The 13,372-nt window shown below is 61.3% G+C and carries 13 protein-coding genes; 6 read left to right on the top strand and 7 right to left on the bottom strand.

The features are described from left to right. Positions 1 to 20 precede the first annotated feature (20 nt). Positions 21 to 254 carry a hypothetical protein gene (locus L8U60_RS00925; RefSeq protein WP_034663378.1) on the top strand — a complete coding sequence of 78 codons (234 nt, stop codon included), beginning with the start codon at positions 21 to 23 and terminating at the stop codon, positions 252 to 254. Here the strand turns inward: L8U60_RS00925 and L8U60_RS00920 are convergent. From L8U60_RS00920 to L8U60_RS00905, 4 genes are read right to left on the bottom strand one after another with little or no spacing between them, the layout of a single operon-like run. Beyond that, entirely contained in the window at positions 251 to 847 is a 597-nt protein-coding gene (locus L8U60_RS00920) for a hypothetical protein (protein ID WP_269964507.1), read from the bottom strand. The two genes, L8U60_RS00925 and L8U60_RS00920, sit on opposite strands and share 4 nt — an antisense overlap. Beyond that, complete coding sequence (locus tag L8U60_RS00915; RefSeq protein WP_269964506.1) at positions 831 to 1,472, bottom strand: MerR family transcriptional regulator; 642 nt, start codon at positions 1,470 to 1,472, stop codon at positions 831 to 833. Before L8U60_RS00915 ends, L8U60_RS00920 begins: the two co-directional genes overlap by 17 nt. 40 nt (positions 1,473 to 1,512) lie before the next feature. Continuing rightward, positions 1,513 to 2,883, bottom strand: coding sequence for a PFL family protein (locus tag L8U60_RS00910; protein WP_269964505.1), 1,371 nt, complete (start codon positions 2,881 to 2,883; stop codon positions 1,513 to 1,515). 4 nt (positions 2,884 to 2,887) lie between these two features. Further along, the gene (locus L8U60_RS00905) at positions 2,888 to 3,157 is read right to left on the bottom strand and encodes an ACT domain-containing protein (protein ID WP_269964504.1); all 270 of its coding nucleotides are present in this window, start codon (positions 3,155 to 3,157) and stop codon (positions 2,888 to 2,890) included. Between the two features lie 163 nt (positions 3,158 to 3,320). Here L8U60_RS00905 and L8U60_RS00900 point away from each other — a divergent pair, with 163 nt between their 5' ends. After that, positions 3,321 to 4,403 (top strand): HNH endonuclease signature motif containing protein, encoded by a 1,083-nt coding sequence (locus L8U60_RS00900; protein ID WP_269964503.1) that lies wholly within the window; start codon positions 3,321 to 3,323, stop codon positions 4,401 to 4,403. Positions 4,404 to 4,413: 10 nt separating this feature from the next. Beyond that, the gene (locus L8U60_RS00895) at positions 4,414 to 5,085 is read left to right on the top strand and encodes an NAD(P)H-binding protein (RefSeq protein ID WP_269964502.1); all 672 of its coding nucleotides are present in this window, start codon (positions 4,414 to 4,416) and stop codon (positions 5,083 to 5,085) included. On the opposite strand, the gene L8U60_RS00890 is transcribed toward L8U60_RS00895, so the two are convergent. Further along, on the bottom strand, positions 5,074 to 5,799 hold the full coding sequence (locus tag L8U60_RS00890; RefSeq protein ID WP_269964501.1) for a glutamine amidotransferase-related protein: 726 nt from the start codon (positions 5,797 to 5,799) through the stop codon (positions 5,074 to 5,076). The two genes, L8U60_RS00895 and L8U60_RS00890, sit on opposite strands and share 12 nt — an antisense overlap. Before the next feature lie 80 nt (positions 5,800 to 5,879). Next, positions 5,880 to 8,660 carry an aconitate hydratase AcnA gene (gene acnA, locus L8U60_RS00885; protein ID WP_269964500.1) on the bottom strand — a complete coding sequence of 927 codons (2,781 nt, stop codon included), beginning with the start codon at positions 8,658 to 8,660 and terminating at the stop codon, positions 5,880 to 5,882. A 261-nt stretch (positions 8,661 to 8,921) separates the two neighbouring features. Here acnA and L8U60_RS00880 point away from each other — a divergent pair, with 261 nt between their 5' ends. The 3 genes from L8U60_RS00880 to L8U60_RS00870 all read left to right on the top strand — a co-directional run bounded on the left by L8U60_RS00880 (position 8,922) and on the right by L8U60_RS00870 (position 12,611). Beyond that, positions 8,922 to 9,395 carry an Rv1476 family membrane protein gene (locus L8U60_RS00880; protein ID WP_269964499.1) on the top strand — a complete coding sequence of 158 codons (474 nt, stop codon included), beginning with the start codon at positions 8,922 to 8,924 and terminating at the stop codon, positions 9,393 to 9,395. 552 nt (positions 9,396 to 9,947) lie between these two features. Next, positions 9,948 to 11,537: a DIP1281 family NlpC/P60 protein gene (locus L8U60_RS00875; RefSeq protein ID WP_269964498.1), complete on the top strand. Its 1,590-nt coding sequence runs from the start codon at positions 9,948 to 9,950 to the stop codon at positions 11,535 to 11,537. Positions 11,538 to 11,582: 45 nt separating this feature from the next. Continuing rightward, on the top strand, positions 11,583 to 12,611 hold the full coding sequence (locus L8U60_RS00870; protein WP_269964497.1) for a ferrochelatase: 1,029 nt from the start codon (positions 11,583 to 11,585) through the stop codon (positions 12,609 to 12,611). Here L8U60_RS00870 and L8U60_RS00865 read toward each other — a convergent pair. Next, positions 12,604 to 13,359: a hypothetical protein gene (locus tag L8U60_RS00865; protein ID WP_269964496.1), complete on the bottom strand. Its 756-nt coding sequence runs from the start codon at positions 13,357 to 13,359 to the stop codon at positions 12,604 to 12,606. The two genes, L8U60_RS00870 and L8U60_RS00865, sit on opposite strands and share 8 nt — an antisense overlap. Between the last annotated feature and the right edge of the window lie 13 nt (positions 13,360 to 13,372).

Below are 13,372 nucleotides of genomic sequence, written 5' to 3'. Positions count from 1 at the left end.
TCTAGACGATGATGGAACCCATGAACCCAATTGATTCACTCAAAGATGCCTGGAACTCCCTCAGCAAGGAAGAGAAAACCGTCGCCGGAATCTTCGGTGCTCTCGACACCGCGCTCAAAGGCTACGCACTGTGGGACCTCTCACGTACCGACGCGCACCGTCTCCGTGGCCCCAAATGGTTCTGGACCCCGTTCATCGGCGGCGTGAACACCATTGGTTGGGCGGCCTACTTCACGGTGGGCAAGAAGCGCTAGCGTATAACTCCGCCTGAATAGAAGCGGACACGGCTGACCGGCTGTGTGCGCTTCTTTTGCCATGGGTAGGTGTCTTCGGCGGCCTCGATAGGCGCATGCAGCGTGAGCAGGATGTCGGTGCTGGCAGGCCCGCCGAGGATGAGCTCTCCATCGCCGACTACCGTCTCAGCAGCGTGACTGCGTGAGTGCGATTGCCTCGCGATGAGTTCCCGGGGGATGTCTGCGAAGATCTTCCGACCGCGGCGCAGAACCACGCGTTCGCCGTCCATGTACGAGGGCCGAATCCGCTCGCTGGCGATGAGCGCCCAGATGAACACAATGCCCCACATAGACAACAACAGTGCGACGATGCGGAGTGCGCCCTCAGGCAGAACCAGGTGGACTACGACGATCTCGATGAGGATGACCACGGTGAACATGGCGACAAGCTGGAGCCGCCCGGGCTGGTGAGGAAGAGCCTCGGCGCTCCCCGGCACGAGCGTCTGGCCTCGGGCCCACCGCCAGAGGTCGCGGTAGAGACTCCATTCGTACTGCGCCGCACGTATCGCCGGGTGCCGGCGCACAAGCTGGAGCACCTTAGTCACGGAACTCACCCGCAAGCTTCTCCGCGACCTCTGGGTACTCGGTGTCACCAGCCGTTAGCGGAACATCGCCCGGTACAAGCGTGCCAGTGAGATCGCGCATGATTCCGCGCGGGAGAAGCTCCGCTAGCTTATCGACGTCCCCCGCCTCCCATGCCAGCGCAAACTCCTCCGTGGCCTCGACGCAGGCTGGGTCTGCGAGGTTAGCGCGTAACTGATCCCATGTTGCGGGTGTGGCTACACCGGTGAGCGCCATGAGGTCGAAGCTCTCGGTTTCTCCGCGGACGAATTCAGTGTCGCCCAGGACGTCAACCAACCGGGTACGCACATCGTTTGGCATCCCCAATGGTGCCTCTTTCAAGGCCGAAAGCCGGTCGCGCTGGCGCGAGAGGTGGGCGATCTGCTTGTCGAGGAGCTCCAAGGAGTGTTCGATGGCGTTTGGGGAATGGATGTGGGAGAGGGGGACGCCAGCGTCGATAAGCGCGCGAGCGCGAAGTACCGCCGCGAGGTCGCGCACTGTGTAGTCGCGGTAGTTGCCCGGCGTGCGCGCGGGCTCCGGTACTGCTCCGGTTTCGTGCAAGTGGCGAATGGCGCGCACGGAGCAGCCGGCAGTGCGCGCAACGTCAGAGATCCTCATGCGGACATTCTGAACTATGACGCCACGTGAGGGTCAAGAGCTAGTTGCGGAAGCCGTGGACCGGGGCGGGGATGAAGCCGCCACGCTCGATGAACGGGGCGTTGCTCACCTGGTTCACGGGGATCACCGGCGCGTAGCCGAGGAGACCACCGAAGTTAACCTCGTCGCCGGGCTTCGTGCCTGGGACGGGAATGAGGCGAGCGGCGGTGGTCTTGTGGTTCATCACGCCGATGGCGGCTTCGTCGGCGATCATGCCGGAGATGGTCGCAGCGGTGGTGTCGCCGGGGATGGCGATCATGTCGAAGCCCACCGAACAGATCGACGTCATCGCTTCGAGCTTGTCGATGCTGATGGAGCCAGAGCGCACCGCGTCGATCATGCCCTGATCCTCCGAAACAGGGATGAAGGAGCCGGAGAGACCGCCGACGCGGGAGCAGGCCATCATGCCGCCTTTCTTGACGGCGTCGTTAAGCAGTGCGAGCGCGGCGGTCGTGCCGTGCGTGCCCACTTGGCCCAGGCCCATGTGCTCGAGGATGTGCGCGACGGAATCGCCGACCTCAGCCGTTGGGGCAAGGGAGAGGTCCACGATCCCGAACGGCACACCGAGCCGCTGCGCTGCGAGTGTGCCCACGAGCTGGCCCGCGCGCGTGATTTTAAACGCGGCCTTTTTGATCTCCTCGGCGACCTCGTTGAGCGACTTGCCCTTCAACGGCGTGATCGCACGATCCACCACGCCCGGGCCGGAGACACCGACTGAAATCACGGTATCCGGCTCCTCAATACCGTGGAAAGCACCAGCCATGAAGGGGTTGTCGCCCACAGCGTTCGCGAAAACAACGAGCTTTGCGCAGCTTATCGACGACCTCTCCGCCGTCAACGCGGCCGCCTCTTTGATCACTTCACCCATGGTTTTCACCGCGTCCATGTTGATGCCGGCGCGGGAAGACGCGACGTTGACGGAACCGCAGACGAATTCCGTGTCAGACAGTGCCTCGGGGATGGAGGCGATGAGGCGCTTATCGGCCTCAGTGGCGCCCTTTTCAACGAGGGCGGAGTAACCGCCGATGAAGTTCACGCCCAGCTCTTGTGCGGCCTTGTGGAGGGCGTGGGCGATGTCGGCCGGGTTACCCTCCACACCCGCGGCGACGAGCGCGATGGGGGAGACGGAGACACGCTTGTTCACGATGGGGATGCCCAGTTCGCGTTCGATGCCTTCGCAGACCTCAACGAGGCGGGCAGCGCGCGTAGTCACGCGGTCGTAGACAGCCTGCGCGGTGGCTGCCATGGTGGAGCGCGTGCAACCGATGAGCGAAATACCCATGGTCACGGTGCGGATATCCAGGCGGTAATCCTCGATCATCGAGATAACGTCGATGATGCTGGCGGACTTGAAGTTGAGTTCGTTGCCCATGGATCTAGATCTCATTCATGGCGGTGAACAGGGCTTCACTCTGCACGCGGATGTCCACGCCAAGGTCTGTGCCTACCGCAGTCAGCTCATCTTGCAGAGCGGCGATATCAAAGCCTTCCTCCGGCAGCGCGACGCGCATGATCATGGTGAAAAAATCACTCATGAGAGTCTGCGACACGTCGACGATATTGATGTTGTGCTCCGCCACAGCCTGAGCGACTCCAGCGATGATGCCGGTCCGATCCGGACCGGTGGTAGTGATGATCGCGTACATGGCTCCCAATGCTAGACCCCGACCGGACGAGTTTACGTAACTGGGGCAGCAGGCGCGCGCTGGTTGCCAGAATCTGTGGATAACTTTCGCCGATATCGGGGTTATCCACAGGTTCAGAAACACGCGCTTTACAGGAGTTCTTGGCCGTGTCAGGCTGGCAGACATGATCGGTTTCGGAGAGTTTCTCGGCGCGGTGGCCGCCGGGATTGACACCTTGGCGGGCTTTGACCGCCAAGCGGCGTTTGACGCCGGGGTACAGCCGAAACGTGTCCGAGACTGGTCCAAGGTGCACGAGGTGTACTTCGGCTCGACGAGGTTGAAGAGGCAGCAGAAGGCGGGCGTCGATAAAGCTCGCGTGAATCGCGTATCCATGGATACTCTGATCTTGATCGAAGAGCGCACGAAGCTTATCAGCGATCCCCTTGAACGCTGGCGCCTCCGCCACCGCCTGCTGGACGTCCGCGGCAATTATGAGACCGTGCGGCGGCGCGCGAAAGAGATTGTGCCAACTGTGGAGCCGCCCCCGCCGGAGGATGGGGTCACTTTCACTGGATCGCGCAGCACCAAGCGCACGATGACGATGACGGGGCCAGAGCGCTTTATGGCGGACCTGGAGCACGCGATGAGTCAGGACATTGATCCTTCGCGGCCACGCGGCCCACAACTGTTTGATGCGTTTGTGAAGCTCATGGAGTCCGGCGGTGGGGTTGCGCAGGCCGCGCCACGCCCGTTGGTGCTCGTGCCACTGCCGGAGCACATCCGCATTGTGCGTCAGGAGGGCGATGAGACGATCCTGGGTCTCACGGACGGCACTACCATGACCGGTGCGGAGTTGCTCGCTACCTGCTACGGTGCGGACTTGGAAGTCGGACTGTTTCACCCGCAGGAGGGTGCGGTGAACCTGTACCGCGGACAGCGCTTTGCTAACCAGAAGCAGCGGGATCTGGCACGGGCGGTGACTCCGGCCTGCCCGGTGCCTGGCTGCCGTCACGGGGCAGATGCGTGCGAACTCCACCACATAACGGCATGGAAGCACGGCGGGGAGACCAACCTGAACAACCTGGTGCCGTTGTGCCGCTATCACAACAGGGTCAATGATGATGATCCGTGGCGGCAAGCCCGCGGACGAGTCGAGCGGATCAGGGGCGCGCCGGTGTGGGTGTCACCGCGGGGATATCCGGTGATCAATGAGAGGCACCCTTTTGGAGCGTTGAGCTCCCTCTTCGGCAACCCCATTTTTCGCTAGCCTGGGCGCCATGGAAACAGAAGAGTTCACTCAATTCGTTCTTGTTATCGGCGCTGGCGGCAAGGTCAGCCAGTTGAGCGTGCCATTGCTCGTTGCGGAGGGGCACAAGGTCGCCGGCCTCGTGCGCAACCCCTCGCATGCTCAGCAGCTTATCGACGCCTCCGCCGCCGCCATCGTCACCGACCTCACCCGCCTAGACGCGGAGGAATGGGCACGCCTAGTCACTCCGTTCGACGTGGTGGTGTGGTCTGCGGGCGCGGGCGGTGGTAACCCTGAGCGGACGTACGCTGTGGATCGAGACGCGGCGATGCGCTTGATTGACGCCCTCGAGGAGCTAGGTGAGTTTGCGCCGAAGCTGGTCATGGTGTCCTACGCCGGTGCTGCTGAGGCGACCGCTGAGGATGACGGAAGCAGCTGGTACGCGTACGTGGAGTCGAAGAAGGCGGTGGACCAGCGTCTATTAGCTTCGGAGCTCGACCACGTTATCCTGGGGCCGACGAGGTTGACGATGGAGCGCTCTCACGGTGGGCGAGCCGTCGATAAGCAAACGGGAGCTGACTCGACGACTTCGCGTGAGCTTGTCGCGCAGGTGATCGTGGAGGCTGTGGGGCGCGAGGCGATGCCGTCGAACCCGTTTGATTTTGAGGACGGGGACACTCCTGCGCGGGAGTTAGCGCTCTAGGCAGAACTCGGCGAAGCGTTTCACCAGCGCGTTCGCCGCCGTCGTATCCACGCTGGGGAGGCCGGCGACAATGACGTCGTACTCGTCCTGCGGGAAGTACCCGTAGTCGTAGTAGAAATCCATGCGCGTCTTCATTGCGGCGGCGTCCATCTCCGCGTGGAACTGGGTGGCCCACACGCGATCCCGATAGCGCAGGACCTGAACCGGACAGGAAGGCCCCTCGGCCAATAGCGTGGCGCCCTCGGGGGCTGTGATCGGGTTTTCCGTGTGACCGGTCAGCGCCGTGAACAGCTTGGGCAGGCCAGCCATGAGCGGATCATCCTCGGCGGCAGGCAGCGCACTCACGATAGTGGGGCCCGACGTCTCCGGGTGGCTGTGCCCAACCGCGCCGCCCAAGTGGTGGGTGAGCCAACTGATGCCGTAGCAGACGAAGAAAACGGGGATCTCACCCTCGGCGATTTCAGCGAGGATCGCGTGGACGTGCTGCTGCCACGGGGAGTACTCCTCGTTGGTGATGTTGAGGGAACTACCACCCACGAAGATGCCCTTGATGCCGTCGAGGCTGCCCAATTCCGTCGTCTCATCGGGGATAGCGCGCAGCTCAATGTCGTCCGTGCTCAACCCGGTCGCACGCAGCGTGTCGTGGTACTCAGCATGGGACACCGCAGGACCAACAGGACCGTTGCGCAGCGATAGGAAGAGCAGTTGAGGCATAAGAGGGAATTGTAAGTGGGGGGACCCAGATAAGCGAAAAGCCGGCTCCCACGAGGGGAACCGGCTTTCAGCTATGCAGGTTAGTTCTTGACCATCTGGCGCAGAACGTACTGCAGAATGCCGCCGTGGCGGTAGTACTCAGCCTCACCAGGCGTATCGACGCGAACCTTAGCGTCGAACTCAACCTTCTCGCCGCCTTCCTTCGTGGCGGTGACGTGGACAGTCTCCGGGATAGCGTCGCCCTCGTTGAAGGCGGTGATGCCGGTGATGTCGAAGGTCTCGGTGCCGTCCAGGCCCAGGGAAGCGTGGGTCTCACCCTCCGGGAACTGCAGCGGCAGAACACCCATACCGATCAGGTTCGAGCGGTGAATACGCTCGAAGGACTCGGTGATGACAGCGCGAACGCCGAGCAGGTTGGTGCCCTTCGCAGCCCAGTCACGGGAAGAACCGGTGCCGTACTCCTTACCAGCCAGGACGACCAGCGGGATGTTCTTCTCGGCGTAGTTCTGTGCAGCGTCGTAGATGAACGCCTGCGGAGCGCCTTCCTGGGTGAAGTCACGGGTGTAACCGCCAGCCTCTTCCACCAGCTGGTTGCGCAGGCGGATGTTAGCGAAGGTACCGCGGACCATGACCTCGTGGTTACCACGACGGGAACCGAAGGAGTTGTAGTCGTGGCGAGCCACACCGTTTGCATCCAGGTAGTTCGCAGCCGGGGTGCCCGGCTTGATGGAGGAAGCAGGGGAGATGTGGTCCGTGGTCACGGAGTCGCCCAGCTTAGCCAGCACGCGTGCGCCGGTGATGTCCTCGACAGCCTCCGGCTGCTCCGGCATACCGTCGAAGTACGGAGCCTTGCGGATGTAGGTGGAGTCTTCGTTCCAGGAGAAGGTCTTGCCCTGCGGAATGTCGAGCTCCTGCCACTGCTTGTCGCCCTTGAAGACGTCAGCGTAGTCCTTCTCGTACATCTCACGGGAGATGGTGTCAGCGATGACGCCCTCGATCTCCTCAGCGGACGGCCACACGTCCTTCAGGAAGACGTCGTTGCCGTCTGCATCCTGGCCGAGCGGCTGGGTCTCGAAGTCGAAGTCCATGGTGCCGGCGATGGAGTACGCGATGACCAGCAGCGGGGATGCCAGGTAGTTCATCTTCACGTCGGGGGAAATACGACCCTCGAAGTTACGGTTACCGGACAGAACTGCGGTTGCGGTCAGGTCGTGCTCGTTGATAGCAGCGGAAATCTCGTTCGGCAGCGGGCCGGAGTTACCGATGCAGGATGCACAGCCGAAGCCGGAGAGGTAGAAGCCGACAGCCTCGAGGTCCTTCCAGAGGTCAGCGCGGTTGTAGTAGCCGTCAACGACCTGGGAGCCCGGAGCCATAATGGTCTTCACCCACGGCTTAGCCTTCAGGCCCTTCTCAGCAGCCTTGCGTGCCAGCAGCGCCGCACCGACCATGACGGACGGGTTGGAGGTGTTGGTGCAGGAGGTGATAGCGGCGATGGCAACCATGCCGTGGTCGAGGGTGTACTCGCCACCCTGCGGGGACTCGACGATGACCGGCTTAGAAGCACGGCCCTCAGCGCCCTCAGCAGCAGACTCACCGTTTGCCGGCCAGGACTCGTTGTAGGAAACGGTCTCGACCTTCTCGGCGCGGACCGGCTCTGCGGTGCCCTCGCCAGCGGTGTTGTAGTCCGGCAGCTGCTTGCGGAAGGTTGCCTTGGACTCCTCCAGCAGAATGCGGTCCTGCGGACGCTTCGGGCCAGCGATGGACGGCTTGACGGTGGAGAGGTCGAGCTCGAGGTACTCGGAGTACTCAGCTTCCTTCGCACCCTGCTCGAGCCACATGCCCTGAGCCTTGGCGTAAGCCTCGACGCGGTCGATGGTCTCCTGGTCGCGGCCGGTGAGGTGCAGGTAGTTGATGGTCTCCTCGTCGATCGGGAAGATCGCACAGGTGGAGCCGAACTCCGGAGACATGTTGCCGATGGTGGCGCGGTTTGCCAGCGGAATCTCCTTGACGCCGTCGCCGTAGAACTCGACGAACTTCTGAACCACACCGTGCTCACGCAGCATCTCGGTGACGGTCAGCACCACGTCGGTAGCGGTCACGCCAACCGGGATCTCACCGGTGAGCTTGAAGCCGACGACGCGCGGGATGAGCATGGACACCGGCTGGCCGAGCATTGCTGCCTCAGCCTCGATGCCGCCGACACCCCAGCCCAGGATGCCCAGGCCGTTCTCCATGGTGGTGTGGGAGTCCGTACCAATACAGGTGTCCGGGTACGCAACACCGTCGTTGTCAAAGACAACGCGGGACAGGTACTCGATGTTCACCTGGTGGACAATGCCGGTTCCCGGCGGGACGACGCGGAAGTTGGAGAAGTTCTCTGCACCCCAGCGCAGGAACTGGTAGCGCTCTTCGTTGCGCTCGTACTCGATCTCGACGTTCTTATCCAGAGCGTCCGCGGAGCCGAACGCCTCGATGATCACGGAGTGGTCAATGACCATCTCAGCCGGGTTCAGCGGGTTAACCTGGTCCGGGTTACCGCCGAGGGAGGAGACAGCCTCACGCATGGTTGCGAGGTCGACCACACACGGAACACCGGTGAAGTCCTGCATCAGCACGCGGGCCGGGGTGAACTGGATCTCGATGGACGGCTCAGCCGACGGATCCCAGTTAGCAATCGCCTTGATGTGCTCCTCGGTGACGTTCTTGCCGTCCTCGGTGCGCAGCAGGTTCTCGCCCAGCACCTTCAGGGAGTAGGGGAGTTTCTCCATACCTTCGACTGCATCGAGGGCGTAGTAGTCGTAGGACTTGCCGCCGACCTCGAGAGTCTTCTTCGCGTTAAAGGAGTTCTTGCTCTCAGACACGTGAGCTCCGTTTCTCGTTGTCAAACTTAGAATCTGGGTGTTGCGACCCACAGGGGTCCCTACCTGCACATGGTAGGGCACTGGGGCCAGAAAAGCTGTAACGCGGTCCATCAAACGGTCGTGTATGGAACTTTTAGCTACCCCGTAACCGGAGAACTCCCTCAGTTTGGGGGCGCAACTTAGTGTGGGACGCCGGTTCCGTTGAGAGAACTACTGCGCGCCTCCGAAGCTAACAACGCAGGCGCGGTAGCCTTTGCCGGTATGGCTCCTGTGAACGTCGATAAGGCTTCTTTGAGTGCTCAACTGGCGGATGACGGGGTTGCGTTTGAGACGGACAACCCGGTGAACCTTCTGATTGAGCCAGATTTGCTGCGCGTAACACAGGAAGCGAATCAAACCGATAACGGCCCGTTCGGCTTCATCGTTCTGGAGCAAGTGGGGGTGGGGCCAGGCGCCCTCCGCGATCTTGCGCAGGAAATGTTGGACGAAACAGATACGAACACCGTTATTGTCCGCACTCCCGATGCGACGGCGGCCGTGAGTAACACCCTGACTCGCGCACAGATTGAAGGAGCGCAATTCGCCCTCATTCGACAGCCGGATTACGCGCAGGGGATCGACGCATTCGTTGCGGAAACGTCACAACCGGGCCCAGCATGGGCCGGCCTCGGCGTCTTCTTCGTCGCGGTAGTGGCCGTTGTTGCACTCGCTACGCGGGTATCCGTCAAGCGCTAAGCCTAGACTTCCGCGACACGCCGTGGCGCATATATGTCAATCTATGTGTCGCGTGTTAACGCCTGTGGCGAAAAAATTCCCAACTGTGACAGACATCACATAAGTTCGCCATGTCCGCAAAACCCCAGCATGCCCAAAAGTAACAGTCATGTGATTCGCCTTGACCAATGTGAATATTGGTAAAGGATGTGCGCCAGACGTTTCAAGTGGCCTATGGTTTCCATGTCAGCTCGTGGGCTGAAAGCCGTTACTTCTAACGCGCACGTAACACAGTTGAATGACGCAAGGCAGAACCTTGGCTCGTGGCCGGGGCGAAGCTCTTGATCAGTTCGGGCATGTGGGGAAGCACGCCAAGAATTGAGTTCGTTTCCGCATTCGGCACCATGCCGGGAGCGGGGCGAATTCGTGTTGCGGTCAAGTTTGAGGTGCGGACAAATTCCCGCGAGCTCACATCCGTGATCGTTCAAGAATCCGCACTCCGGCCACCGTTGGCCGGGCTTTGTTTGTGCTGTCGCATGTCCAAAGTTGAGTGCGGTGAGAGGAATACCTTCCGTGGGTTTCACAGTCCGTACGCATCGTCGTTTCCGTGGCCTGATTCCAGCAGCAGCGTGCGCAGTCTCGCTGTCTATCGTGAGCTCCACTACTTCCGTGGCGCAGGAATCGCCGGTGACTGCACTCGTTTCTTCCATCACCGACATCGAGGCTGATATCAATCGCATCAACCTTGAGATTGGTGGGCTGCAGGAGGCGGTGAACCAGGCGCTCGTCGATCTGCATGATGCACAGTCGCTCGCAGAGCAGGCTCGCCAGGGTGCGCAGGAGGCCAAGAATCGTCTGAACGCCTCCCAGGCCGATGTTGATCGCGCGCAGGATGAGCTGAACGCCGTGTCGCGTTCTTCCTACCGCGCGCAAAATTCTGCTTCGCCGGCCCAGATGGGCTCCGGCGATGCGCGCAAGGATTCGCTGGATCGTCAGACTTACCTGCGTCGCGAGTCTGACGAGAAGCGCAATGCCCTCGAAGAGCTCGTGCGCAACCGCACCATCGCAGCCAACGACGAATCCACACTGCGTCAAGCCAGCAGGCTTGCCGACGAGCGCGAGCGCCAAGCCACCCAAGCCGAGGTCGACGCGCGCGGAACGTTGGAGAATGCGGTTACTGAGCTCGTGGATAAGTCTGCAGCGCGTGATGCTGCGGTAGCAGATCTCGAAACTGCACAGAATGAGCTCGCGGAGCTGCGTCCGGAGCATCCGCTTGTCGACGACACCCCTGAAATCGCAACCCCCGCCCCGGCCCCCGCACCTGAGGAGCTGGCGGAGTCTGCGGAGGAGACCTCCGAGGCAACCACCGAGCCGTCCGCTGAATCAACCCCTGCGCCAGCTGCTGAGTCTGAGCCCGAGACTGAGACTTCGGCGCCGGCTCAGGAGTCTGCTCCGGCACCGGCCCAGCAGGATACTCAGCAGGCCGTTGTCGATGCCGCCATCAACGCCCTCGCCGAGGCGGTGGGTGAGTCTCAGGCTGAGCACGCGATGCTGGAGAACCCGTATGGGAACGGAGGGGCGTCGGAAAGCATTGCTGCGACGTCCGGTAACCAGAACGCCAATGACGCCGTCGCTGAAACCGATGCTGAAGCAGGGACGAACGTCGCGGATGTTCTTCCGGAGGTGAAGGACAGTGCTTCCGTGTCCGAGGAAATCCGCGAGGACTCTTCCGCCGCAGCAGCTAATGGTTCCCGCCAGCAGCAGATTGAGGCTGTGATTGCGCGCGCTGAATCGCAGATTGGCACCCCGTACGTGTGGGGTGGTGGCGATGCGAACGGTCCGACCGCTGGCATCAGCGACGGCAGGAACCCACGCACCGGTCAGCTTGGCTATGACTGCTCTGGTCTCGTACTCTATGCCTTTGCTGGCGTGGGCATCTCCCTGCCACACTACACCGGCTACCAGTACCAGCGCGGCGAGAAGATCCCGGTGGCGCAGGCTGAACGTGGTGACCTTCTGTTCTGGGGTGAGGGTGGTAGCCGCCACGTGGCTATCTACCTGGGCAATGGCCAGATGCTCGAAGCACCACAGACGGGTATGAACGTGCAGAAGACTGCGGTGCGCCAGAGTGGTATGGCGCCGTATGCGGTCCGACTCATTTAGCACAATCAGTCATCGGGTAGTCACGGTTGATCTAGACTAGCGTCCATGTCGTTTAGTGATTTTGATGCACTCCTCGTTCTTTCTTTCGGTGGCCCCGAAGGGGAGGACGAGGTTATTCCATTTCTAGAGAATGTAACGAGAGGTCGGGGTATACCGCGCGAACGTCTTGCGGCTGTCGGCGAACACTATTTCCATTTTGGAGGTGTGAGCCCGATTAATGATCAGAATCGGACGATCATCAGCAATGTAGAGGCGGAGATTGCGCGTCGCGGGGAGTCTTTGCCGGTCTATTTCGGGAACCGTAATTGGCACCCTTTCGCACAGGAGGCTGCGGAGCAGATCAAGGCGGACGGTCACCGTAAGGTGGCAGTGTTCGCTACTTCCGCGTGGGGTGGATATTCCGCGTGCCGTCAGTACGACGAGGACATCATGAAGCTCCGTGACTCCCACGGTGATATTGAATTCACCAAGCTGTGGCAGTTCTACGGTCATCCGATCTTCGTCAAGCTCATGGCTGATCATGTGCGCGAGGCTTGGGAGTCAGCTGATCAGGACTCTACCCGTGTACTCTTCGCTGCTCACTCAGTGCCCAACGCAGATGATGATGCGTCTGGAGGATCCAAGGATTCAAACCTTTATTCGCGGCAAGTAGAGGAAGCCTCCCGCCTCATTGCTGAAGCCGCGGGAGTGCCTTCCTATGAGGTCGTGTGGCAGTCTCGGTCTGGTAATCCCGCGACACCGTGGCTTGAGCCGGATGTCGTGGACCGTACCGAAGAACTTCATGCGTCAGATCCTTCGATTAAACACATCATTTGTGTTCCTGTCGGCTTCATCACGGATCACATGGAGGTTGTGTGGGACCTCGACACGGAACTCAAAGAGGCTTGTGAGAATCGCGGTATGACACTCACGCGTACCGCAACTGTCGGGTTGGAGCCGAAGTTTGCCAACCTGATCCTTGACCTTGTGGAGAAAACTGCCGCCCGCAGTGTGCCTGAGACACTGTCGACAGTCACCGTGCAGGGCTGCACGCGTAACGGTGCGCCTTGTAAGCCGGACTGCTGCGTTAGTTAGCCCGCTGGTAATTCAGCACTGCATCAGCAACTCCAGCCATGCGCGCTGTACGGATGTGACGCCACAGGCTGAAGAGTTGGGGGTCGAAGGAGTGATCGCCAAGCTTATCGACGACTGTCTCAATCACCGCCGCCACCCTATCCGCCCTAGCAAATAGCTTGGCGGCGCGTGGGGTGGTGGACATGGGAAGTCCAGGAGTGTCGTAGAAATCGGCTAGAGATCCAACCGTCAAACGGGGATTCGGAAGATCTGCCCGCGTGCCGCCGGTAGCTCGTATGAGCACGGCGGCTTCTTCTGTTGCATGGGAGAGCAAGGCATCGGCCTCGCCGGGGCTGAGCCAGGCTGGTTCAGGCAGGCGGTCATGTTCCTCGCACCAACGCCACGTCGTGCCTTCCGGGGTGTAATGAGGAATGAGGACGTGGGTGATCCCCGCATAGCCGCGGACGGCAATCGCTGCCGATCCTGATTCGGCAAGTGCTAGAGCGGAGACGGAACCGGCCGGAAGCTCCGGGGGTTGGCCCGGCCCAGAAAGAATGAGGCGGACTGCTGGCCCATCATCGGCGAGGTTGGTTGCCACGCGGATGTCGCGTAAGAGTTCTGTCACTGGCTCGTCGTGAAAGGTGTGGGGGCCACCGAGGTCCAGTAGGGCGGAGAGGACGTCGTCCGTCGAAACGTGCCCACACAGCCATGCGGACAACCACACGGCTGTGTTCTGGGCAGGAGAGAAGACTTCGGCGCGCGTACTCATTTGGGGGAGTATA

This window comes from Corynebacterium meitnerae, from assembly GCF_027570075.1.
In the GTDB taxonomy this organism is placed as follows: domain Bacteria; phylum Actinomycetota; class Actinomycetes; order Mycobacteriales; family Mycobacteriaceae; genus Corynebacterium; species Corynebacterium meitnerae.
Note: the sequence above shows the minus strand (reverse complement) of the source record. Positions and strands in the feature narration are given on the sequence as shown.

Coding starts and splice junctions, on each gene's coding strand:
- L8U60_RS00925 (WP_034663378.1), top strand. CDS start 21: ATGAACCCAATTGATTCACTCAAAGATGCCTGGAACTCCCTCAGCAAG.
- L8U60_RS00915 (WP_269964506.1), bottom strand. CDS start 1,472: ATGAGGATCTCTGACGTTGCGCGCACTGCCGGCTGCTCCGTGCGCGCC.
- L8U60_RS00910 (WP_269964505.1), bottom strand. CDS start 2,883: ATGGGCAACGAACTCAACTTCAAGTCCGCCAGCATCATCGACGTTATC.
- L8U60_RS00905 (WP_269964504.1), bottom strand. CDS start 3,157: ATGTACGCGATCATCACTACCACCGGTCCGGATCGGACCGGCATCATC.
- L8U60_RS00900 (WP_269964503.1), top strand. CDS start 3,321: ATGATCGGTTTCGGAGAGTTTCTCGGCGCGGTGGCCGCCGGGATTGAC.
- L8U60_RS00895 (WP_269964502.1), top strand. CDS start 4,414: ATGGAAACAGAAGAGTTCACTCAATTCGTTCTTGTTATCGGCGCTGGC.
- L8U60_RS00890 (WP_269964501.1), bottom strand. CDS start 5,799: ATGCCTCAACTGCTCTTCCTATCGCTGCGCAACGGTCCTGTTGGTCCT.
- L8U60_RS00880 (WP_269964499.1), top strand. CDS start 8,922: ATGGCTCCTGTGAACGTCGATAAGGCTTCTTTGAGTGCTCAACTGGCG.
- L8U60_RS00870 (WP_269964497.1), top strand. CDS start 11,583: ATGTCGTTTAGTGATTTTGATGCACTCCTCGTTCTTTCTTTCGGTGGC.
- L8U60_RS00865 (WP_269964496.1), bottom strand. CDS start 13,359: ATGAGTACGCGCGCCGAAGTCTTCTCTCCTGCCCAGAACACAGCCGTG.